19 protein-coding genes are annotated in these 21,773 nt (G+C 64.0%); 4 read left to right on the top strand and 15 right to left on the bottom strand.

Going from position 1 to position 21,773, the window contains the following annotated elements; all coding sequences use genetic code 11:
* Positions 1-7 precede the first annotated feature (7 nt).
* Genes MUB52_RS10570 through MUB52_RS10540 form a run of 7 tightly spaced genes read right to left on the bottom strand, consistent with a single transcriptional unit; the run spans position 8 to position 8,925 of the window.
* Positions 8-2,428, bottom strand: a complete 2,421-nt coding sequence (locus MUB52_RS10570; RefSeq protein WP_263844181.1) for a transketolase — start codon at positions 2,426-2,428, stop codon at positions 8-10.
* Positions 2,418-3,158: a TetR/AcrR family transcriptional regulator gene (locus MUB52_RS10565; protein WP_263844180.1), complete on the bottom strand. Its 741-nt coding sequence runs from the start codon at positions 3,156-3,158 to the stop codon at positions 2,418-2,420. The genes MUB52_RS10570 and MUB52_RS10565 overlap by 11 nt, the downstream gene beginning before the upstream one ends.
* A complete protein-coding gene (locus MUB52_RS10560; protein ID WP_263844179.1) occupies positions 3,155-4,090 on the bottom strand; it encodes a BKACE family enzyme in 936 nt (311 codons plus the stop codon). The genes MUB52_RS10565 and MUB52_RS10560 overlap by 4 nt, the downstream gene beginning before the upstream one ends.
* A 9-nt stretch (positions 4,091-4,099) precedes the next feature.
* Complete coding sequence (locus MUB52_RS10555; protein ID WP_263844178.1) at positions 4,100-6,586, bottom strand: xanthine dehydrogenase family protein molybdopterin-binding subunit; 2,487 nt, start codon at positions 6,584-6,586, stop codon at positions 4,100-4,102.
* Between the two features lie 22 nt (positions 6,587-6,608).
* Positions 6,609-7,109 (bottom strand): (2Fe-2S)-binding protein, encoded by a 501-nt coding sequence (locus tag MUB52_RS10550; protein ID WP_263844177.1) that lies wholly within the window; start codon positions 7,107-7,109, stop codon positions 6,609-6,611.
* Between the two features lie 14 nt (positions 7,110-7,123).
* A complete protein-coding gene (locus tag MUB52_RS10545; RefSeq protein WP_263844176.1) occupies positions 7,124-7,984 on the bottom strand; it encodes an FAD binding domain-containing protein in 861 nt (286 codons plus the stop codon).
* A gap of 20 nt (positions 7,985-8,004) precedes the next feature.
* Positions 8,005-8,925 (bottom strand): SMP-30/gluconolactonase/LRE family protein, encoded by a 921-nt coding sequence (locus MUB52_RS10540; protein ID WP_263844175.1) that lies wholly within the window; start codon positions 8,923-8,925, stop codon positions 8,005-8,007.
* 343 nt (positions 8,926-9,268) lie between these two features.
* Here MUB52_RS10540 and MUB52_RS10535 point away from each other — a divergent pair, with 343 nt between their 5' ends.
* The 3 genes from MUB52_RS10535 (at position 9,269) to MUB52_RS10525 (ending at position 14,045) form a co-directional block, all read left to right on the top strand.
* A complete protein-coding gene (locus MUB52_RS10535; protein ID WP_263844174.1) occupies positions 9,269-10,300 on the top strand; it encodes a FecR domain-containing protein in 1,032 nt (343 codons plus the stop codon).
* Positions 10,301-10,362: 62 nt separating this feature from the next.
* Positions 10,363-13,047 (top strand): EAL domain-containing protein, encoded by a 2,685-nt coding sequence (locus MUB52_RS10530; RefSeq protein ID WP_263844173.1) that lies wholly within the window; start codon positions 10,363-10,365, stop codon positions 13,045-13,047.
* A 557-nt stretch (positions 13,048-13,604) separates the two neighbouring features.
* Positions 13,605-14,045 carry a hypothetical protein gene (locus MUB52_RS10525; protein ID WP_263844172.1) on the top strand — a complete coding sequence of 147 codons (441 nt, stop codon included), beginning with the start codon at positions 13,605-13,607 and terminating at the stop codon, positions 14,043-14,045.
* Positions 14,046-14,588: 543 nt separating this feature from the next.
* On the opposite strand, the gene MUB52_RS10520 is transcribed toward MUB52_RS10525, so the two are convergent.
* Both MUB52_RS10520 and MUB52_RS10515 read right to left on the bottom strand, forming a co-directional pair.
* Positions 14,589-15,104 carry a methyl-accepting chemotaxis protein gene (locus tag MUB52_RS10520; protein WP_263844171.1) on the bottom strand — a complete coding sequence of 172 codons (516 nt, stop codon included), beginning with the start codon at positions 15,102-15,104 and terminating at the stop codon, positions 14,589-14,591.
* Positions 15,091-15,948 (bottom strand): methyl-accepting chemotaxis protein, encoded by an 858-nt coding sequence (locus MUB52_RS10515; RefSeq protein WP_263844170.1) that lies wholly within the window; start codon positions 15,946-15,948, stop codon positions 15,091-15,093. The genes MUB52_RS10520 and MUB52_RS10515 overlap by 14 nt, the downstream gene beginning before the upstream one ends.
* Here MUB52_RS10515 and MUB52_RS10510 point away from each other — a divergent pair.
* Complete coding sequence (locus MUB52_RS10510; RefSeq protein ID WP_263844169.1) at positions 15,925-16,497, top strand: type 2 periplasmic-binding domain-containing protein; 573 nt, start codon at positions 15,925-15,927, stop codon at positions 16,495-16,497. The genes MUB52_RS10515 and MUB52_RS10510 overlap by 24 nt on opposite strands.
* 368 nt (positions 16,498-16,865) lie before the next feature.
* Here the strand turns inward: MUB52_RS10510 and MUB52_RS23995 are convergent, their stop codons facing one another.
* The 6 genes from MUB52_RS23995 to thiM form a co-directional block, all read right to left on the bottom strand.
* On the bottom strand, positions 16,866-17,069 hold the full coding sequence (locus MUB52_RS23995; RefSeq protein WP_318527420.1) for a hypothetical protein: 204 nt from the start codon (positions 17,067-17,069) through the stop codon (positions 16,866-16,868).
* Positions 17,070-17,897: 828 nt separating this feature from the next.
* Positions 17,898-18,584 (bottom strand): thiaminase II, encoded by a 687-nt coding sequence (tenA, locus tag MUB52_RS10500; RefSeq protein ID WP_263844168.1) that lies wholly within the window; start codon positions 18,582-18,584, stop codon positions 17,898-17,900.
* Entirely contained in the window at positions 18,581-19,519 is a 939-nt protein-coding gene (locus tag MUB52_RS10495; protein WP_263844167.1) for an ABC transporter substrate-binding protein, read from the bottom strand. The genes tenA and MUB52_RS10495 overlap by 4 nt, the downstream gene beginning before the upstream one ends.
* Entirely contained in the window at positions 19,516-20,334 is an 819-nt protein-coding gene (gene thiD / locus MUB52_RS10490; RefSeq protein WP_318527419.1) for a bifunctional hydroxymethylpyrimidine kinase/phosphomethylpyrimidine kinase, read from the bottom strand. The genes MUB52_RS10495 and thiD overlap by 4 nt, the downstream gene beginning before the upstream one ends.
* A gap of 10 nt (positions 20,335-20,344) precedes the next feature.
* Positions 20,345-20,965 carry a thiamine phosphate synthase gene (gene thiE, locus MUB52_RS10485; RefSeq protein ID WP_263844166.1) on the bottom strand — a complete coding sequence of 207 codons (621 nt, stop codon included), beginning with the start codon at positions 20,963-20,965 and terminating at the stop codon, positions 20,345-20,347.
* Positions 20,962-21,738 carry a hydroxyethylthiazole kinase gene (gene thiM / locus MUB52_RS10480; RefSeq protein WP_263844165.1) on the bottom strand — a complete coding sequence of 259 codons (777 nt, stop codon included), beginning with the start codon at positions 21,736-21,738 and terminating at the stop codon, positions 20,962-20,964. Before thiM ends, thiE begins: the two co-directional genes overlap by 4 nt.
* Positions 21,739-21,773 lie beyond the last annotated feature (35 nt).

Here is a 21,773-nt window from a genome sequence, read left to right as displayed (position 1 = left end):
CTCTGCTCTAGAGGGGGGCCAAGGCAATGGGTCGCCCCGCACTCAGCTGATCGAGCGCGCCCACAATGGCATGATGATCGATCCCGAAGTGATGATAAAGATCGGCTACGGTCCCGGTCTGGCCGAAATGTTCGACCCCGAGTGCCACCGTGCGGTGCCCCAGCACCCCGCCGATCCAACTCAGTGTCGCGGGGTGGCCATCAATGACGGTCACCAGCGTCGCGTCACGGGACAGACCGGAGAGAAGCGTCTCGATATGCGCCCGCGCGCTTCGGTTTCCATTGGCCCGCTGCCGCTGCGCCGATTGCCAGCCGGCGTTGAGCCGGTCCGCCGAGGTCACGGCGAGCACGGCGATATCCCGGCGATCCGGCCCCACACGTCCGGCCGCAGCGACCGCCTCGGTCGCCACCGTGCCCTGGTAGACGATCACGGCCTCGCAATTCGGTCCGGGCGGGCGCAGCCAGTAGGCCCCGTCGATGATGCCCTGGCGGCGGGCTGGCGTCATTTCAAGCCCAGGCTGTTCGACCGGCCGGGTGGAGAGTCGCAAGTAGACCGAGCCACCGGTTTCGTCGCGCAGCCACGTGCGCTCGTCCGGATCACCCTCGCCATCGCGTTGCAGATAGTCGAAGGCCCACTGCAGGATCACCGCAAGCTCATCCGCGAAAGCCGGCTCGAAGGCGGCAAGCCCGTCCTGGCTCATCCCGATGAGCGGCGCGGCAATGGACTGATGTGCGCCGCCTTCGGAGGCCAGCGACACGCCCGACGGCGTCCCGATCAGCAGGAACCGCGCGTCCTGATAGCAGGCATAGTTCAGCGCATCGAGGCCGCGGCTGACGAACGGATCATAGAGCGTGCCCACCGGAATGAGCCGCTCGCGGAAGAGCGCATGAGAGAGGCCCGCGGCCGCAAGCAGCAAGAAGAGGTTCATCTCGGCGATGCCCAACTCCAGGTGCTGACCCGCCGCCGAGAAGCGCCACTTCTGCGTGCTGGGCACGCGCTCGTCGCGGAAGGTGTCGGGGATGTCCTGCCGGGCGAAGAGGCCGCGGCGGTTCACCCAAGGTCCGAGGTTGGTGGAGACTGTGACATCGGGTGAGGTCGTCACGATCCGCTCGGCCAGCGCGCTGTCGCTCTTGGCCAGCGCGTCCAGAACCTTGCCGAACGCGGCCTGGGTCGAGATCACCGCATCTCCGGGTGCTGCAACCGCGGGCACCGCCACCCGGTCTGCGCGATAGCGGCGCGGCCCGTCGGCAAAGAACGGGACACGCGAGAGGGCCGTCCGCATGTCGGCCTCCGGCACCTCCAGCCCTTCGCAGAGGTCCCACTCGTGCCCTTCGCGAATGCCCATGCTGTCGCGGAACCTCTCCATCTGGGCCCTGGTCATCAGCCCGGCGTGGTTGTCCTTGTGCCCGGCGAGCGGTGTCCCCCACCCCTTCACGGTATAGGCCAGAAAGGCAACGGGCTGGTCGTGATCGACGGCGGCGAAAGCCTCCGCCAGCGTCTCGAGGCAATGCCCGCCGAGGTTCTCCATCAGTTGCGCAAGGGCGGCGTCGGAATAGCTGTCGATCAGACGGCTCACATCCCCCTGATCGCCCAGGTCGTCCATCAGCCGCTTGCGCCAGGCCGCGCCGCCCTGAAAGATGAGCGCCGAATAGACCGCGTTCGGGCAGTCATCGATCCAGGCGCGCAGGCGATCGCCACCAGGGCGCGCGAAAGCCGCCCGCTGCAAGACGCCGTATTTCAGCACCTCGACCTGCCAGCCGAAAGCGCGGAAGATGTCGGTGATCCGCGTGTAGAGGCCCTCGCGCACCACGCCGTCGAGGCTCTGGCGGTTGTAGTCGATGATCCACCAGGTATTGCGAAGCCCGTGCTTCCAGCCTTCCTGGAGGCATTCGTAGATGTTGCCCTCGTCCAGTTCAGCGTCGCCCACCAGCGCGATCATCCGCCCCTCCTGCGGCGGCGCGGCCCAGTCCTTCGCGTGCAGGTAATCCTGCACCATTGATGCAAAGGCCGTGATGCCTACTCCAAGGCCGACCGAGCCGGTGGAGAAATCCACGTCGTCCACGTCCTTGGTGCGGCTGGGATAGCTCTGCGCACCGCCATAGCCACGGAAGTTCTGCAGGTTCTCCAGGCTCTGATTGCCCATCAGATACTGCATCGCATGAAAGACGGGGGCGGCGTGGGGTTTGACCGCGACCCGGTCCTGCGGCCGCAGGGCGGCGAAGTAGAGCGCGGTCATGATCGTCACCATGGAGGCAGAGGAGGCCTGATGCCCGCCGACCTTGACCTCATCCTTCTGGCGCAGGTGGTTGGCGTTGTGGACGGTCCAGCAGGCCAGCCAGAGCAGTTTCTTCTCGATCGCCCGCAGGACTTTGGCATCGATCACCTGCAACTGCCGGACCGCCGGCGTCGCGTCTGCGTCATCGATCATCGGATGCCTCCTGCAATGCAAGAAAGCCGGCCGTCTGGAAGCGCACAAGCGTGTCGAGGCTCTCTGCGGGGCCGGGCACCTCGCCGGGCTCATCGGCCAGCCGAGCCGGTCGTCCGGTATCGGCACAGAGGCCCAGCATCGCGGCCACCATGGCCGAAAACCCCTCGATCACATCGGCCTCCGGCACGCCCGGCAAACTGCGCCGGAACTCGGACAGATAGGCCCGTGCGGTGCTGTCGTAGTGGCGCGCAATGATCTCGGTGCCGAGCGGCGAATTGGCGAGCCGGCCCATGAGCGCTGCGTAGGTGCGCCAGCCCGGATCGCCCCGGCCCGCCGAGAGCACAAAGGGGCTAATGTAGTCGCGCACCAGCGTGGCGATGGGAATGGATCCAGACCCAGCGGCCTGTTTCGCAGCTTCGAGCGCCGCCAGCCTGAGCTCGGTCATGATCACGGAGCGACGGGCAACCACGGTGTCGAAGAGCGCTTCCTTCGGGCCGAAGTGATAGCCGACCGCGTGCAGTTGCACCTGCGCCGCCGCCGCCACATCGCGTAGCGCCGCCCCCTCATAGCCTTCGTCCGCAAAGAGCCGCTCGGCCGCGTCGAGGATGCGGGCGCGGGTCTGCTCCGAGGATATGCCCTTTGGGCGGCCCGGTTTGCGGCGCGGCACACGTTGCGGCGACGGCGGAGTTGCCGCGAAAGCCGTCTCCAGATCCGGCGGCGTGTCGGTCATGCAGCCCCCTCCGCCTGCCGACGCGGCGCCAGATGCAACATGGCTGCGGCCTCCTCCGGGGTGGCTGCCCGCATGCCGAGCCCGTCCAGCAGTGCGATGGCGGTGCGGACCTGATCTGCATTCGACGTCGAAAGCCGCCCGGGTCCGGCCCAGAGCGAATCCTCCAGCCCTACGCGCACATGTCCGCCAGCCGAAGCCACCGTCGCAGCTACGCGCATCTGATGCGCGCCCGCACCCAGCGCCGACCAGACAAGATCGTCGCCAAAGAGCCGCTCGGCGGTGCGGCGCATATGGGTGATGTCATCCACATGCGCGCCGATCCCGCCCAAGAGGCCGAAAACGGTCTGCACGAAGAAGGGCGGATCCACGGCCCCCTGATCGGCAAAATGCGCAAGGTTGTAGAGATGCGCGGTGTCGTAGCATTCGAACTCGAATCGTGTGCCTCCTGCGCGGCAGGCCTCGAGCACATAGGCGATGTCGGTATAACTGTTGCGGAACACCAGATCGCGCGAGCCTTCGAGGTGCTGCGCCTCCCAGCCCGGCAGATCGGGATGACGCCGCAGCATGGGGAACAGCCCCATGTTCATGGAGCCCATGTTGAGCGAGGCGAGCTGCGGCGCGAAATGCGCCGCCGGGCGCACGCGCTCCTCGACCGTCATGTAAGGGCTGCCTCCCGTGGTCAGGTTCAGCACCGCATCGGTGGCCGCGGCAATCCGCGGCACGATCCGCCCGAAGCCCTCCACGCTCTGATCGGGCTGGCCGGTCTCGTCATTGCGGGCATGCAAATGCAGGATCGCCGCCCCGGCCTCGGCGGCCTTGATGGCCGAGGCGACAATCGCATCCGAGGTCGCAGGCAGGTGTGGCGACATCGAGGGCGTGTGGATGGCGCCGGTGATGGCACAGGTGATAATGACGGGCCGGGGCTGGGCCATATGTGCTCCTTACTCTGCTGCCACCGCAGCGGCGTCGGCATCCCGAATGAGACCGCGCAGAATCGGCGGCGTCACGGGCAATGCGGCGATCTTAACCCCCCTGTCGCGCAGCGCATCCTCGATCGCACTTGTCAGCGCCGAGGGCGCGCCCAGCCGGCCGCCCTCACCGCCGCCCTTGATGCCGTATTCGGTGTAGGGGCTGGGGGTTTCCACATGGCCGAGCTTGAAGTTCGTCGGCATCTCATGGGCGGTGGGCATGGCGAACTCGGCGAAGTTCGGGTTGGTGAACTGACCGTCGGCATCGTAGACGAACTGCTCGCTCAGCGTCGTGCCGATGCCATTGGCCGTCCCGCCCCAGACCTGCCCGCCAAGGGTGCGCGGGTTCACGATGGTGCCGTTGTCATGCACCGCCGCATAGTCGAGGATCTCGACCTTGCCGGTCTCCGGGTCCACTTCGACCGCGACCATATGGCAGATATGGCCGACGATCGGGTAGAAGATGCCCAGATGCTCGCGTTCGGGGTGCGGATCGGTCGAGAGCGGGTGATCGTAGACCGCCGTTGTTTCCATCCCGCTGTCGAATTCTTCGCCGTCGGGGAAGCTGAGGCGGAAAAAGCTGGAGGTCAGCGCGATCTCGGCAAAGCTCTTCTCCTGATCCTTCAGACCCTTGACCGCCACCATTCCGCCGCGCAGCTCGACGTCTTCTGGTCGGCGCTGCAGCATATGCGCACCGAAGCGCTTGAGCTTTTCCTCCAGCCGGATCGAAGCGGTTACGCAGGCACCTGCCACCATCGCGGTAAAGCGGCTGCCCTGCGGACCGACGCCGTTGAAGCCGGTCTGGCTGTCTGCGTAGTTGATCACCACATCCGCGGGATCGACCGTCAGCCGTTCTGCAAGGATCTGCGTTACCACCGTCTCCGGGCTGTTGCCGACCATGCAGGAATTCAGCGTCACGAAGAGCTTGCCCGAGGGATCGATCCGCGCCGAGATGCCCTCGGGCGTGGAGGTCAGTGTGAACCCGGGCGTCTCACGGTTGTTGAGCGACCACCATTCGGTGGGCCCATAGACGCTGCGCTCCATGCAAGTGGCCACGCCAACGCCGACGCAGCGACCCTCGGCCCGGGCGGCCCGAACTTTGGCCCGCCAGGTGTCGAGATCGAACATCTCGCGGGCCTGCCCCAGCACCTCCTGGAAGTTCCCACTGTCGTAGATGTTACCCGTGGGTATCATGTAGGGAAATTCATCGGGCTGGATCATGTTCTGCTCGCGCAACTCCAGCGGGTCGCGGCCCAGCTCTTCTGCCGCGGCATCGACCATGCGCTCCATCACCCAGTTGGTGACTTCCGAGCCGAACCCGCGATAGGGCCCCTGCTGGCACTTGTTGGTGAGCACAGCGATCACGCGCATCCCGAAGCTGCCGATCCGATAAGGGCCGGTCACCTGCGCCATCGCGTTGCCATGGGTCCCCACGCCGAATTGCAGATAAGCGCCGTAATCGTCGAGCACGGTGAAGCGCATGGACTTGAAGCTGCCGTCCTCCATCACCGCCAGCTCGCAATCGTAAAGCCGGTCGGAGCCATGGCTGTCGGAATTCGTGAAGTGCTCCAGCCGGTCCTCGATATATTTGACCGGCACCCCCGCGAGCCGGGCGAGGCCAGCGGTCAGGATAATGATCTTGTGGATGAACACCTTGGAGCCAAAGCTGCCGCCGGTGAGCACGGGGATCATCTTCAGCTCGCCGGGCGAGACCCGCAGGCTGCCGCCGATCACAAACGGGATGAAGCTGTAGAAATTCGTATTGGCGTGAATGGTATAGCCGCCCTTGAAGGCATCCCACTGGGCCACCACGCCACAGGTCTCGATGGCCTGGGCCGACGAGCGGTTCCAACGCAGCCGCCGCGTGATCACCCGGTCTGCGGCGGCGAAATCCGCCTCCACCGGACCAAAGGCAAAGCTCTCATCCAGCGCGCAATTGCTCTTGCGGTCGTCGGGATGTAACACGGCGTCTCCCGTGGCCTCCAGCGACGCCTCGATGTCGACATTGGCAGGCAGCACCTCCCACTCGACCTCGACAAGCGCGGCGGCATCCTCGGCGATATAGCGGTCCTCCGCCACCACGGCGGCCACGACCTCGCCCACATGGCGCACCTTGTCGATCGCCATCGCGTGCTGCGGCACTGGGGGCGAGGCAAAGCTCGGACACGGATCCACCACCGTGGCCAGATCCGCGCCCGTATAGACGCCGATGACCCCCGGCACCTCTTTCGCCTTCGAGGTATCAATCGAGACGATGCGCGCATGGGCGTGCGGGCTCGACACCATCGCTGCCTGCGCCATGCCCGCGACGACCACGTCGTCGATGTATCCGCCCTTGCCGGTGAGGATGCGCGGGTCCTCCACCCGCTTGATGCTTTGCCCGATCCAGGTGAGCCCGGCGCGCGGTTTCTCACGCTGGCGGCTTGGCGGGATGACGTTGCTTTTCAGGTGCGATGACATGGTGGTCCTCCCTTGGCCGCCTTCAGACCGGCTCTGTTGTCTCGACGCGTGCCTCGCGCAACTTTCTTGCGGCCGAGCGGATCGCCTCGATGATGTACTGATAGCCGGTGCAGCGGCAGAGATTGCCTGCAATGGCCTCACGGATCTCGGCCTCGGTCGGATCAGGCGTTTGCGCCAGCAACTCACTCGCGGCCGCCAGCATGCCCGGCGTACAGAAACCGCATTGCAGCCCGTGTTCTTCCCAGAACGCCTCCTGGATCGGGTGCAGCGTGTCCGCACCTCCGAAACCCTCCACGGTCGTCAGCTCCGCGCCGTCCAGTTGCACCGCAAACATCAGGCAAGACCGGACCGCCACGCCGTTCACGAGCACGTTGCAGGACCCGCAGACACCATGCTCGCACCCCACATGGGTGCCCGGCAGCGCCAACTGCTGACGGATGAAATCGCTCAGCAGCACCCGTGGCGCCACCAGCGCTTGTCGGGCGCGGCCATTGACGGTCAATTCGATTGCAACCTTGTCCATATCCCTCTCCCCCATCACTCGGCGCGCGCGACCGCGGCCGTCAGCGCCCGCGGCGCCAGCGCGCGGACCAGATCACGCCGGTAATCGGCGCTCACCGCCGCCGTGTCCGGCGGATCAAGCGCTTCGGCCGCGTCATGCGCCGCCTGCGCGAAAAGATCTGCCGACGGGGGCTCGCCCTCCAGCGCGGCCTCGATCCCGCGCAGCCGCAGGGCGCAGTCCCCGACACCCGCCGCCGCCATACGCACGTCCACAAGGGCCCCGTTGTCGATCCGAAGCTGGCAGCCCACAGCCGCCCAGGCGAAATCGCCCTTGCGCATGCTGACCTCCTCGAAGCCCCAGCCGCTGCCCGCGGGCGGTGTCGGAATCCGCACCTCCGTCAGCATCTCGCCTGCGGCCCGCGCGGTTTCATAGGTTCCGGTGAAGAACTCCACCGCCGGAACGCGGCGCGTCCCATCGGCACGTGCCAGCACCATCTCGGCCTCCAGAACCTGCATCAGCGCCGGCATCTCCGAGGCCGGATCGGCATGGCAGAGATTGCCGCAGAGCGTGCCCCGGTTGCGCACGGCCGCATGGGCGATCCACTCATAGGCATGGGCGACCATCGGCAGGCGCTCCGCAATCAGCGGCGAGGACTGGATGGTACGGTGTCGGGCCAGCGCCCCGATGACGATCACGGCGCTTTCCGCGCGGATGAAATCGAGCTCGTCGATCCGGTTGATATCGACCAGGTGATCCGGCTGGGCGAGCCGGTAGTTCATCATGGGCACGAGGCTCTGCCCGCCCGCGAGCACGCTGGCATCCTCATGCGCCCGCAGCAGCGCCAAGGCGCTCGGCAGGTCATCTGGCCTGTGATACTCAAAAGCCGCTGGTTTCATTCTGTCTTCCCTCCCCTCCCTCAGCCGGCAAATCTGGTTTCCGGCAAACCCTGAATGCCGAGACCGCGGATCCGAAAGAGCCCGCCCGCCGCGAACTGCGGCTTGGTCTCCACTGAAAAGTTGTCGTGAGTCGCGGGGTGGCTGACCCGCGCCATCGATGTGACATAGATATCCATCAGATCCGGCCCGCCGAACATCACCGAGGTGATGTTGCGCACCGGCATCGAAATTCTGCGCTCCACGGTCCCGTCGGGGGCATAGCGGATCAGATCGCCGGATATGACCTGTGCGTTCCACAAGTAGCCCTCCGCATCGACGGTCGATCCATCGGCAAAGCCCGTGTCTTCGGAGGTGGACGCAAAGACGCGGCGGTTCGACAGGTCTCCCGTGCTCAAATCATAGTCGTAGGCCCAGATTTCGTTCTGAAACGTGTCGGCAAAGTAGAACATACGATCATCCGGGCTCCAGCACGGCCCGTTCGAGCAGATGATGCCCTCCTCGACACGGGTCAGGCTCAGATCCGGATCGAGCCGCCACAGCCCGCAAATGCCCAGCTCTTCCTTGTCGTCCATGCCGCCGGCGAAAAACCGGCCGGCGCGGTCGCATTTGCCGTCATTCAACCGTGCGCGCGAGGGATCATCGGACACCTTTGCGATGAGATCGGTCGCGCCACTCTCAAAATCAAAGCCGTAGAACCCGTCATCGAGCGCCAAAATGGCTGTGCCGTTCTCGCGCAGCGCCATCGCGCCCACGTCCCGATCAAGCGGCCAGCTGTCGACATCGCCCGAGGCCGGGTCCAGGCGCCAGATCGCGTGATTGCCGACGCGTCTGCCCGTGCTGTCGACCCAGTAGAGGCATTGCGTCTGCACGTCCCAGACCGGGCCCTCTCCAAGATGGTTGGCGCAGGTCAGCAGGCATTCGACCGAGAATTCTGGTATCACGCTGTCCTCCCGCAACGCTGAACTCTCTCAAGCTTATTTTAATTTATACATTTGTACAATAAAATATTTCTCATTATTTCCCAATGCGTAATACGGAGCGTAGTCCTGTCAGCTTCGAGACCAGCGCTTGAGGACAACCGCGCGGGATCAATGTAATGCGTCGCGAAGGAGAACGCCTTCCGCAGCCGAATCGCGGGCCACCGTTCAGGTCTCACGCTCACCACAGCTGCCCGGAATTCGGCGCTCGAACCGTTAACCATTCCGCCCGAAACCAAGGCCGGATTCAGACTTTGTTTAGATTTAGCGCCCAAAGAGAGGTCGCTTTTTTTTGGAGAGGTGAGACATGTTCTTGAGGGTTTTGTGCACGATCATTCTTCTGCTCGGCGGCAGCATCGCCGTGGCGGCCGAAGGGTGGCAGCTTCAGCGTGCAGATGGGAATGTGCGGGTCTCCGTTGACGGCAAGACCTGGAGCCGCGCCAAAGACGGGACGGAGTTGACAAGCGGTACCTGGATCAAGACGGGTGCCCGCGGTCGCGCGATCCTTGCGCGTGGTGCCGAGCGGATCGTCTATCGCGCCAACACCCTCGCTGCCGTGTCCGTCTCGCAACCCACAGGGCAGACGACACAAGTCACGCATCAGCGTGGCTCGGTCTTTCTCTCCGTGGTGACAAAGCAAAGGAAACGCACGAATGTCGTCACGCCGCATCTCGCAGCTGTCGTCAAGGGTACAGTTCTCGAGGTGACAACCGATGAAAATTCGGCCTCCGTCCGCGTTGACAAAGGCCTGGTCGAGGTCCGCAGCGATGGTCGCAGTGTTGACGTGAGTGCAGGGCGCGAGGCTGTCTCAGATGGTCGTTCGCTCAGCGTCGGGGCTGCAGAGGTGACCAGCAGCGTTCCCGGCTCGCCCAATACCTTCAGTCTCGAGCTGCGCGAAGCACCCCGCCCGGCAGCCGCGGCTGGCGCACGGAACGCCAGCGCGACCGGGCTCGCAAATGGCAACGCCTTTGGCTTGTCGGCGGCGACCGGCAATCGAAACAATGGTCGTGGCCTCGGCAATGGCGTTGGCAACGGGGCCGGGAACAACGGCAACGGCGTCGGAAACGGCAACGGAAACAACGGGAACGGAAACGGGAACGGCGGCGGAAACGGGAACGGCAACAACGGGAACGGCAACGGAAACGGAGGCGGCAACGGCGGCGGCAACGGTGGCGGCAACGGCGGCGGCAACGGTGGCGGCAACGGCGGCGGCAACGGCGGCGGCAACGGTGGCGGCAACGGCGGCGGCAACGGCGGCGGCAACGGCGGCGGCAACGGCGGCGGCAACGGTGGCGGCAACGGCGGCGGCAACGGCGGCGGCAATGGAGGCCAAGACTGACCCGCTATGCCGATCTCCTGCGCCATGTCCTCATAGCGCATCTGATTGTCGCCGCGGCCTTTTTGGCGGACCGCGGCGGCTTTCTGCGTGAATGGAACGATCGGCTCGAAGATATTCGATCGGATCACGCAGAACGGCCCGTATCGGGCAATTTCGTCTTTGTTGCGATCGACGCTGACTCCATCCGCGCTGTTGGCATGTGGCCGTGGTCACGCCAGGTGCACGCGGACATTCTCGACAACCTGACCGAGGCCGGCGCCCTTGATGTCTTCTTCGATATCGATTTCGCCTTCTCCTCGGATGCGGCGGGTGACAGTGCCTTCGCCGCGGCGTTGGATCGGTCAGGCAGCGCCTATCTGCCGGTCTTCCGGCAAGTCGGCCGGACCGCGGACGGCGAACAGATCACGAACTGGCCGCTCGACCTCTTTGCCGAGCGAAGCTGGCCCGCCTTGGTGAACGTCTTCAGCGACAGACAAGGCACGGTGCGTTTCTACCCCTACGGCGACGTCATCGACGGAGACTACATCCCGTCGGCGGCCGCCTTGCTCACCGGCAGGTTCTCAGAAACCCCAGGAAGCTTTCCGATCAACTTCTCGTTCCTGCCCGACAGCGTTCCGATCCTCTCAGCGTCAGATGTTGCATCCGGGCAGTTTGACCCAGACCAGATTGCCGGACGATCCGTGGTCGTTGGCGCCTCGGCCATCGAATTGGGCGATCTCTTCGCCGTACCGGTGCACGGGATCATCCCCGGTCCGCTGGTGCACGTTCTGGCGGCCGAAACCATGTCGGCGGGCATCATTCCCGCGACATTCGCAGTGGAATGGCTGCTGCTGGCGCTGCTCCTGGTGCTTCTGATTTTGCAAACACGGCTCTTCCAAAGGCCGCCGGCCTTGATTTTGAGCGCCGGCCTCGTGCTGCTGGCGACTGAGGCCGCCGCATTCGGGGTCTTCGCGCAGCGGGCGATGGTCGTGCCGACCGCTGCGCTCTATCCCAGCCTGCTCGTCTTTTGCAGTTGGTCGCTGCTGTGGAAGCTGAAGCTCAGCGGATGGATCATCAACCGCCAGCGGCAGCAGGTGGCGAACACCTCGGCGCTCTTGCGGCAGGTATTTGACGACAGTTTCGACGCCATCGTCATTGTGGATGAAGCCGGCACGATCCAGATGCACAGCGACTCGGCCGTGCGAATGTTCGGAACCGATCAGGCCGAGCAACTGCGGCTGCCGGATCGGCTGAGGAAAGAGGCGCTGGAGGCCATGCAGACCGGCGGTCAAAGGTCTGTTCGAACATTCGAGGTCTTCGGCAGCGCCACACCGCTGCATCTGGAATACACCGTGACCCCCTCTCAAACGATCTCGTTTGAAAAGGGGAAGGAACAGGTGTCGCAAATTGCGACCCTGTCGATGCGGGACGTCACCAAAGTAAAGGAGCAGGAACGCGAAATCGCCTATCTGTCGAGCTATGACGCCCTCACCGGCGCGCTCAGGCGCGGCGTCTTCATGGACTTCATCAGCCTGCGCGCCTCCGCCGGCGAGCCTTTTGCCATTTTCGTCTTCAACCTGAGCCGATTCAAGACGGTCAACGTTGTCTTGGGGCGCGACGTCGGAGATGCGCTGTTGCAGCATGTCATCAAGCGCTTCGAAGAGGCGGAACTGAACATCTCGGCAACCGCGCGGTTGGGCGGCGATACGTTCGCCTGCTTTACGGAATTCCCGGCACAAGAGGAGGAGGCCGCGCAGTTGGCGCAGCGCTTGTGCGAGATCATTGAACGCCCCTACGAGTTGGAGAGTGCCAACGCCCGTGTTGGCGTCCGGATGGGGTATGCCATGGTAGATCCCGCTGCAGAGCTTGGGGCCGCCGAGGCCTTGTCTCAGGCCGAAGAAGCGCTCGACGCGGCGCGGCTTTCCGGTACCGGGTGCCCTCGGCCCTACAACCCGACGCTCTCGAAAAAGCAGTTCCGCTCCAGAGAGATCGAACGGGCCATGGGCCGCGCCTTGGATCGCGAGGAGTTCGAGGTCTGGTATCAGCCCCAGCATCGCCTGAGCGACCTTGCGTTGATCGGATCGGAATCGCTTCTGCGGTGGAAATCGGGCACCTTGGGGCAGATCTTCCCGGATGAATTCATCGAGATCGCCGAATCGACGGGGTTCATCAACGAACTGGGCGCCTGGGTGCTGGAGAGATCCGTCCGCGATACGCAGAGCCTGCCAACCCCGCTCAGCGTCGCGGTGAATGTCTCGGGCCTTCAAATGATGGGCAACGGTTTTGTCGATGACCTCAGCCGCGTGCTGCATGACACCGGATTTGCCCCCTCGCGTCTTTGTCTTGAGCTGACAGAGACGGTGTTGTTCGACGGGACAGAGGATCTCGTCGAAAAAATGCGGGATATCCAGTTTCGCGGCGTTTCCTGGGCGCTGGACGACTTCGGAACCGGCTACTCGTCATTGGGGTACCTGTCGCGCCTGCCCATCGACAAGCTGAAGGTCGACAAATCCTTCACGCTCAGCCTGGGGTCGGACCCGGCCGCGGAACCGATCCTGACCGCAGTCGGAGACCTGTGCCGGGGGCTGGGCATGACGCTGTTGTGCGAAGGTGTAGAAACCCAGGAACACCTCGATTTCCTCCGGGAGCACCATTTCGCCGAGGCGCAGGGTTACTTCTTTGGAAAACCAATGCCCTATCCCGACTTTCACGCCTATGCGGAACGCGAGAAGGCAAAGACCGCGGGTGTCGCCGGATCCGCACCTTGACCAAATTTGAACCAGCCCCCCGAGAACGCCGCGAAAAGCGCTCGTGATCAACTCCTGGGGAAACGCAGTGCCGCGCGCGCACCCGTTGGGGGTCTGCACCGATGAAGCGGCGCAGCGGGACGCCCCCCCTTGCTGGCTCAGCCTGTGCCCGCATGTCGAACCAGATGTGGGCGCGCACCGGCTTCTGACCGCCGCCGGAGCCTGAAGGCTGTGCGGTCTGGCCAATAGATGCGGCGCCGCTTGGCTTTTCATTCATCGAAAGACGAGGCGTCTCCGGGGACCGCCACGGCCCCTGAGCGGTGACCAAAAGATGCTCCTGACCTTCGGGGTATCCATAACGGCCAGCGACCTCCGCAGTAGTGTGACCGGCGGCGGCGCAAAGACATGGGCAGCGATGATCAGCAACGGGCTGCGCTCCGGCCGATTTCACGTTGCCAAGCCGATCATCTTTCGACGAAAGACAAACGCCAGCCGGGCACGGAAGGTGCTCCGCCACTTATCTCGGTGCTGAACGGCTGCGCCGCGTGGTCTGTCCGATGCCAGATGAGGCCCGACAGATGGAGATGACCGCGACGGTTGAGTATGCCAAAGGATTGAAACAGCGAGCTTGGCGCGGCCCTGTGACGCTGCCATTGCGCTCACGGACAGCACAGCCGGGAAAAGTGCGACGTGTCGTGATTTCCGCCCGAACAGAGAAGAAAAGGCCAGCGGGTCTGCAGTGGCCAATGCCCGTTCGAGCGATCTTTCCGACAAAGACGTTGATCATGGTATGGCCGGGGCAGCGTCCGTCGCACGTTGATGGATCCACTCACCAATTGCGTAAGTTCTCAAACCACGACAGCATCGACAAACCGAACCTGACGCTCGCGTGCCGGGAGAAAAAAATCGCGCTGATGATCAACGCCAACAACAGCAGCATCACCGCCGCAGACACACTACTCACCCCAAACGCAAATTTGCTGACGTGCTCGATGTATCGCTGGCAATCGGAGCTGTGACAAGCTTTTGGTGGCGCAGGTTGCGCACTCGGGGATCATCTCCCGAACGTTGCCTTCAACGCAGTCTCTGAGCGGTCCGATACGTTTGGTTATTGGAACGAGCACACAAGCCTGGAAATGGCCTTCAGATCTCCTGGGTCCAAATACCGGACCGCTCAAAGTCCCGTCGAGTTTCGAGCGTGCGTGCACGGTCTTCACCGTCAACCAAACCCTGCAGGTCGATGTGTTTGGTAATGGCTATGTCTTGACTTTCGGTCGTCGGGTTCTGGATCAATAAGGCGCTTGACGTCCCGCACCTTACGAAACGGATGCCGACGTTGAAGAAAGGGCGATCCGGCCGGACCGATTGCGCTACATCTGCGCCCTGCTATTCCGAAGCACCCGATCGGCACGGAGCCCGTACGCGTATCTCAAGCTGTCTCACTACAAAGGATTTTCGGCCCCACGGAGGCGATATTGGTGCCTGCCAACAGGCGGATATGTCCGCGGTGCAGGCACGAGACCCTTTGGCAGTCGGTAGCAAGTTTCGCCAGACAGCGACACCTAGAAGTCTTCCCAACCCCCTTGTTGCGGTGCCGCGTCTTCCGTTTTCAAAGCGACGTTGCCCGCCAGGGATGGCGCTCTCGGTGCTTTCCGGATGGCACCTGCTACGGACGGTTTTCTGGGCTCTTTCGAAGGCGAGGCGTGATGGATGTTGTCCAGTTTGAAATGAGATACCGTCTTTGCAGGCGCCTCTGCGTCGGATGTCAACGCGTGGCTTGCTGCGGTGGTTTCTTCAAACATGGCCGCGTTCTGCTGGGTGACGCCGTCCAAGCTGTTCACGGCCGTATTGATCTCGCCCAGAGCAGAAGACTGCTCCTTCGCAGATGCCGCGATCGTTGAAATCCGGGATGATATCTGCTCAACGGCTTGCCGGATTTTTTCAAGCGCCGGGCCAGTCTGGTCGACGAGTTGGACGCCTTCATTCACCTGGTTCACGGATGTCGAGATCAGTGTGCTGATCTCCCGCGCGGCCTCGGACGACCCTTGAGCGAGCGTTCGGACCTCAGTCGCGACCACGGCACCCCCCCCGACCGGCCCCGCCCGCGCGTGCGGCTTCGACACCAGCATTCAGCGCAAGAAGATTGGTCTGGAACGCGATATCATCGATGACAGATGTGATCTTTGAAATCTCATTCGAGGAATTCTGCATGAGTTCCATGGCGCTGACCCCCTGCTTTGCGACCTCCACACCCGTTTGCGCATTGGTCGACATATCGGCAGCCTGATCCGCCCCTTCAGCAGCCGATCTGGCCGAACTCGCCAACTCGTCGATGGCCGCTGCGGTCTCTTCCAGTTCTTTGGCGCGCTTCTGTTCAAGTTGGTCGCGCTCGCGCTGCTCCTTGAGGCGGTGTAACTCCGCAGCTTGTTCGGCCTTGTCGCGCTCAGCGGTCTCACGCTCAAGCCGTTTGGTTTCGACCGTCGCGTCTCGAAACGCGAGCAAGGCCTTACCCAGGAGACCGATTTCATCTGCGCGGTGCGACGGTGCTTCGTCGATGTCCGTCTCGCCGTTTTGCAGTTGGTTGATGTTGTCGACAAAACGTTTGAGCGGCTGCGTCACCGAGAGCGCGATGAAATAGGATATGGTCGCGAAGCCCAGTAATGCCATTATTCCGAGGCCCCCAGCCATCAAGTTGGTGTCTCGGATCGACTGCTGGATGGCCTCGGTGGAAAACCCGGTGAACAGAGTACCGATTTGTGTCCCATCCACGTGGTAGAGGGCCGTCCGGGAAACCAAGAGCGAGCCCGACACCATCGTCGCTGAAGCGGCAGTCTCGCTCTCCAGATCAGCAAGGGCACGGTCCCACGCGGGCTGCCAGGAGTCTCCTTCATACATCAGATGAAATTCTTGGTCGCCGGACATGAGGCGGGCAAGCAGGCCCTGCAACTCGCCTCTGCCGGGCAGGAGGACGGCGAGGTGGTCCGCGTATTCGCGCTGGGGGAGAATGTGCGCTGCCTGATCCGGGTTCCGGCCCCCTTGACCACGCTGACCACAGTGGCCTTTGCCAAGAAAGGCTCTGGTGTCAAAGTCACGCAGCAGGACGATCTGAAGCAGTATTCGAACGTGATTGTGCGCGGCATCCTGCATACGCGCGCGATCACGCAAGGCGCGCCGAGGGTCGAAGAGGTGAACAAGACGACCTCTCCTTTCAAGATGGTCGATGCCGGGCGCGCAGACGTTGCCGTCTCGAGCGGTATGGACGGGCTTGCCGCGCTCCGTACGCTGAATATGGACAGTATCGAGGCGCTTGAGCCCGTGCTGAACACACAGCCCCTCTATCACGATGTCCATGTATCGAAAAAGGACATCGTTCCGGTCATCGATGCTGTCCTGAAACCGCTGGAAGACAGTGGCGAGTTGGCAGACTTGCGCAACCAGATGGCCGAGCAATACCTGGCCACGCTCGGGTGATCTCACGTGCGGCGTTGCTGTGACACATATCAGATCGCCGGGCCGCGTTTCCCTCAAATCTGCGTATGGCCGACCGAGCCGGGAGAGGGCCGCTCGAACCTGCCCTCAGCGTCGCAATGGGCGCACTTTAGCTTCGAACCGGCGCGTCAACAGAAGAGCCGGACCGTTACCGGCATGACCACTGCCGCAGCAGGGCTGCGGTCATCTGTCCTCAAGATATCTCGACCACTCTGGCACGACAGCATGCAGCGCGATGGTCCGGAGCGCCAGCACGATCAGGCCGGCGAACATCAGGTACGCCTTGGCGCGACCATTGGCCAGCGGCATCAAATAGCCAAATCCGCGCGATGCTGCGACCCACTCACCAATCACCGGGCCAATGGGCGCATGGACGCCGTACGTTTCAGCCCGTTCCAAGTGATGGCATGGCGTGCGGCACCCGGATCCGCCACACAATCCGGCGCCTCGATGCTCCCCATCGGTCGGGCCAGATCGAGCATGCCCCTCGGCACGCGCATCAGACCGTCTTGGAACGCCCGGACGACCGGAAAGAGGATGATCAGCGCAGCCACCACCACTTTTGAAGGGATGCCCTACCCGAACCAGAGCGTCAGGATTGGGGCCAGGGCGAAGACGGGCATAGCCTGCGTCAGCACCAGAAACGGGATCATCAGCCGCTGCAGACAGGCCAAAATGCAAGCGCTACGGCAGTGAGCGCACCGAGGCTTACCCCCCTAAGCGTGACCTCAGTCAGCGTGATACCCGCATGCTCAAGCAGCAAAAGCCGGTTTTGCGACATGGCAGAGGCCACAACTACAGGCGACGGCAGAAGGAAATGTGGAACACCGGTCACCCAGACCATGGCCTGCCACAGCAGAAGACTGATCGCTGCGGCCCCGAACGCGCAGCGAAGACGGATCCTTCCAGGGCCATAGCACAGTCCAACACGTCGGACTGGCAGGCCACGACATGGAGAGCGGAGACGTCGCGCAGCGGACCCGCCACGGGAAGAGACCAGCGCTGCGCGCACTATCGGGTCATATGATCGCAAAGGCGAACCCTGCGGAGCAGATCCCGCGCGCGGACCAGATCCGGCACCTCCCCGCGCATCCGCGCACTGAGGACAGTGTTTTCTCCAACACGCTCAGCCAAGGCAGTCGGAGATCCGACTGCACCATGAAGGCCGCGCGCCGGTCGACCGGGTGGCCATCCGATGCCCTGGCCTGCACCGGCACAATTCAGGCCGGCGATCAGGCACCGCAGGGTGGTCTTGCCGACACCCGGGCGTCCCAGAAGACGGGTCCCGTCTCCTCCCCGCAGCGTGAGCCCGAGAGGTTCGAACACGGCCGCGCCGTCCAACAACGAGCCACCCCGAACCTGAAGGCCCGGGGCGTCGCCGCTCAACCGCCGCGCAGCCCCATGTCCCAGAAGGCTGTCTCCAGCCGCGTCGCCGTGGCAAAGCGCTGTTGCAGATAGGGCCAGCGCGGGGCGTGTGCGGGCTCCGGCCCCAGCCGCCGGGCGAGGGCTGCATCGATCATCTCGCCGACCCGGATCATCGCGTCCTGATATGCTGCGCCGTTGTAGGTATCGATCCAAGTGCGATAGGGCGCGTCGGTCGGAGCCTCCCGCGCCAAGCGCGCGCCGATCTCGCCGTACCCGAAACAGCAGGGCGCGAGCGCCGCCATCAGATCGAGAAAATCGCCCTGCAGGCCCGCATCCATGACATATCGCGTGTAGGCCAGGGTCTCGAAGGCTTCAGGCGCCTCGAAGAGCGCGGCCTCGCCAATCCCCTCTGCGGCACAGGTCTCGACGTGCAGCGCCATCTCGTGGTTGACCAGCGCGTCCACCGTGCCGGCGCAGACCTTCATCTCGTCCAGCGTTTCAGCCTTCACGACGCCAAGCGACCAGGCCCGCGAGAAGTGAACAAGAAACACGTAGTCCTGCACAAGATAGTGAAGGAAGGCGGCGCGCGGCAAGGTCCCGTCGGACAGACCCTCGACAAAGGGGTGATGCACAAAGGCCCGCCATTCGGCCTGGCTTCCGTCGCGCCAGAGCGCAAAGGTGCTGCCGTACTCTAGACCGCTCATGGGGCCGTCACATCGATGGCAATGTCGGACACCGGGTTTGAGTCGGGGATCAGGCCCGCTTCGCGCAGAATGACCTCGAAACGCGCGGAGCGGCCCGCGCCCATCGCGGCAGGACACAAGGCAAGGCGCGGGCTCGTGTCGCCGCACGCACGGCGGTTCAAGTCATCCCGCATCTCGGGCGCCAAGCGGGCGAAAATCTCCCCACTGTCTTGCGAATGACTGATGATGTCCTGGATGGCGCGTTCTGTCGCGGCGAGAAAGCGGCGGAGCCTGTCCGGATCCATCGTCAGCGGATTGGCCATATAGATCAACCCGTCGTAGGCCGGCAGCCCCTCTTCCTCGACATAGAAGCACCGACCCGGCACATCTTCGATGTCCATCTGGTTCAGCTCGACGTTGCAACAGGCGCCGATCACCCGATCAACCTGACCGGACATGAGTGCGGGCGAGAGCGAGACGTTCACGTTGATCCGTTCGACCTCATCCGTGCGGACGCCGTGGGTCTCGCGCAGCCGGCCAAGCACCGCCTCTTCCACGCCGCCCGCCGAAACGCCGATCCTGCGGCCGCACAGATCAGCTGGTGTTTCTATGGGGCCGTCCTCGACGACCAGTAGACACTTCAGGGGTGTGGCGGTCAGCGTGCCGATGCGTTTCCGAGGCAGGCCTTCGAGGATCTGCAGACGCAGCGCCGGCTGTTGGGAGACCGCGAGGTCCGCCCGATCCGCCGCGACCAGCCGCAGGTGCGGCGACGGATCAGCGGGTGCGATGATCTCGGCCTCAAGATCGAGAATGGCGACGTACCCCCTTTCCTGCGCTATGATCGCCGGCCCGTGGTCTGGGTTGTCGAACCAGTCCAGCAGCAGCGTCATCTGGTCCTGTGCCCACAGCGGGCCGGTGCAGAACGAAAAGACGACGGCGGAGAGATTTGCTGTCATGATGAGATGTCCTGAATAGGGGCGCAGGTGGCGGCAAAATGATGCGTGGGTCCATGGCCGGACCCGACCGTCAGCGCATCGGCATGCGCAATAGCCTGTGCGATGTAGGCCTTGGCCGCCGCGACGGCGGTAGAGATGTCCCGACCCGCCGCCAGTTGCGCGGCAAGCGCAGCCGACACCGTGCAGCCTGTCCCATGCGTATTTCGGGTGTCGGTCCTTTTGCTTTCGAACCACCGCAGGTCGTCCTGCGTCACCAGGCAATCCGGACTCGCGCCTTCTGTCAGATGCCCGCCCTTCATCAGGACAGCGTGGCAGCCGCGTTCGACAAGCGCGCGGCCTTGCGCCTCCATCTTAGCTCGGGTTGTGGCGGTCTGAGTGCCCAAAAGGTGCGCCGCCTCGGGAAGGTTGGGGGTCACGAGCGTGGCCAGTGGCAGCAGCCTGTCCCGCACCACGGCCACGGCATCAGGCTGCAACAGCGGCGCGCCGCCTTTTGCGATCATCACCGGGTCCAGCACAATCGGCGCATCGCAGCCCTGCAAGCACAGGGCGACGGTCTCGGCAATTTCGGCCGTCGCGATCATGCCGATCTTGACCGCATCGACGCGTATGTCTTCGAAGATCGCTTCGATCTGGGCTTGAACGAAGGCCGGCGGTACGAGGTGAATGCCCTGTACGCCTTGTGTATTCTGCGCGGTCAGCGCGGTGATTGCTGCCATAGCAAAGGCGCCATTGGCCGAGATCGCCTTGAGATCGGCCTGGATGCCCGCCCCACCTGAGGGGTCGGACCCGGCGATGCTCAGCACGTTGGGTATCATGATCGCTCTCCTATCGGGAAAAGGCGCGGGCGGCGGCGCGGACATCGGGCTGGCCGCAGATGGCAGAAACGGCGGCCAACCCATCGGCGCCGCTGTCGCGGACCGCCTTTTGGTGGTCGGCCTTCAACCCGCCGATTGCCACGGCGGGAACAGGTGACAGGGCAACCAGCTGCGCCAAGCCGTCAAAACCGATCGGCGCCTTGTGATCCGTCTTTGTTCGGGTGCCGAACACCGGGCCGAGCCCGAGGTAGTCCACCACACCCGGCGGCACCGCGCGGACCGCCAGTTCAGTTTCGCAAGACAATCCGAGGATCTTGCCGGGCCCAAGCCGCGCGCGAGCCCGCGCGGGCGTCATGTCGTCCTGCCCGATATGGGCGCCGTCTGCATCTGCCGCGACCGCTGCCTCGACGTCATCGTTGATGAGCAATGGCACGCCGCTGCCCTGAAGCACCTCCTTGAGTGCGAGGGCCAATGCCACGCGGTCTTCCCGGCGCGCGTCCTTGTCGCGCAGCTGCACCATGCTCACCCCGCCCGCCACCGCCTGGCGCACGGTTTCGATCACGCCGACCCCGCAGCAAAGATGCGGATCGGTCACGAGATAGAGGCGGAGAGACTGACGCAGAGGTGTCATGCGCGCACCACGGCCCCGAGATCACCCGGCTTCGTCATCGCCAGCGCATCCAGAAAATGCGTCTGGAAACTGCCCGGGCCTTGCGCCTTCTCGGCAGCAGCGCTGCCTGCGACCTTGAAGTGCGCCGCGGCGCTCCACGCCGCATCAAACGCAGGGCCGACCGCGGCGTAGGCCCCCATCAAGGCTGTCAGCGAACAGCCCAGTGCCGTGACCATCGGCATGATCTCGGACCCGCCGCTCAGCCGCAGCGATTGCGCTCCATCGGTGACGAAATCAACCGGTCCGGTGACAACGACGACAGAGCCATAGTTCTGCGCCAGGGATTGCGCGGCGCCTTCCGCCGCCTCGACCGGATCGCCGCTGTCTGCCCCTTTGCCTGACCCGGCCTCACCACCAAGCGCCAGGATTTCCGAGGCGTTTCCACGCAGGATCGTCGGACGCAAGGCGAGGAGGTTCTGGGCGACCTCTCTGCGGTATCCGCTCACGAAATGCGCCACCGGGTCCAGCACCCAAGGGATGTTGTGCGCCTTTGCCGTTTCGGCGGCGAGCAACATGCTCTTGGCCCACGGCGGAGAGAGGGTACCGATATTGATCGTGAGCGCGCCGCAGATCGGCGTGAACTCGGCGGTTTCCTCCGCTGCGTGCAGCATCGCCGGCGACGCCCCTGAAGCCAGCACCACATTGGCCGCGACATTCATCGCGACATAGTTGGTAATGCACTGGACCAAAGGCGTCTCGGCGCGCAACGGGGTCAGGAGATCTTGTCGGGCCATGCGGTCTCTTTCTCGTCTGGCGAAAAAGAGCCCCT

The organism is Roseobacter sinensis, from assembly GCF_025755255.1.
Lineage (GTDB): Bacteria > Pseudomonadota > Alphaproteobacteria > Rhodobacterales > Rhodobacteraceae > Roseobacter > Roseobacter sinensis.
Note: the sequence above shows the minus strand (reverse complement) of the source record. Positions and strands in the feature narration are given on the sequence as shown.

Coding starts and splice junctions, on each gene's coding strand:
- MUB52_RS10570 (WP_263844181.1), bottom strand. CDS start 2,428: ATGATCGATGACGCAGACGCGACGCCGGCGGTCCGGCAGTTGCAGGTG.
- MUB52_RS10565 (WP_263844180.1), bottom strand. CDS start 3,158: ATGACCGACACGCCGCCGGATCTGGAGACGGCTTTCGCGGCAACTCCG.
- MUB52_RS10560 (WP_263844179.1), bottom strand. CDS start 4,090: ATGGCCCAGCCCCGGCCCGTCATTATCACCTGTGCCATCACCGGCGCC.
- MUB52_RS10555 (WP_263844178.1), bottom strand. CDS start 6,586: ATGTCATCGCACCTGAAAAGCAACGTCATCCCGCCAAGCCGCCAGCGT.
- MUB52_RS10550 (WP_263844177.1), bottom strand. CDS start 7,109: ATGGACAAGGTTGCAATCGAATTGACCGTCAATGGCCGCGCCCGACAA.
- MUB52_RS10545 (WP_263844176.1), bottom strand. CDS start 7,984: ATGAAACCAGCGGCTTTTGAGTATCACAGGCCAGATGACCTGCCGAGC.
- MUB52_RS10535 (WP_263844174.1), top strand. CDS start 9,269: ATGTTCTTGAGGGTTTTGTGCACGATCATTCTTCTGCTCGGCGGCAGC.
- MUB52_RS10525 (WP_263844172.1), top strand. CDS start 13,605: ATGGAGATGACCGCGACGGTTGAGTATGCCAAAGGATTGAAACAGCGA.
- MUB52_RS10510 (WP_263844169.1), top strand. CDS start 15,925: ATGAAATTCTTGGTCGCCGGACATGAGGCGGGCAAGCAGGCCCTGCAA.
- MUB52_RS10515 (WP_263844170.1), bottom strand. CDS start 15,948: ATGTCCGGCGACCAAGAATTTCATCTGATGTATGAAGGAGACTCCTGG.
- tenA (WP_263844168.1), bottom strand. CDS start 18,584: ATGAGCGGTCTAGAGTACGGCAGCACCTTTGCGCTCTGGCGCGACGGA.
- MUB52_RS10495 (WP_263844167.1), bottom strand. CDS start 19,519: ATGACAGCAAATCTCTCCGCCGTCGTCTTTTCGTTCTGCACCGGCCCG.
- thiD (WP_318527419.1), bottom strand. CDS start 20,334: ATGATACCCAACGTGCTGAGCATCGCCGGGTCCGACCCCTCAGGTGGG.
- thiE (WP_263844166.1), bottom strand. CDS start 20,965: ATGACACCTCTGCGTCAGTCTCTCCGCCTCTATCTCGTGACCGATCCG.
- thiM (WP_263844165.1), bottom strand. CDS start 21,738: ATGGCCCGACAAGATCTCCTGACCCCGTTGCGCGCCGAGACGCCTTTG.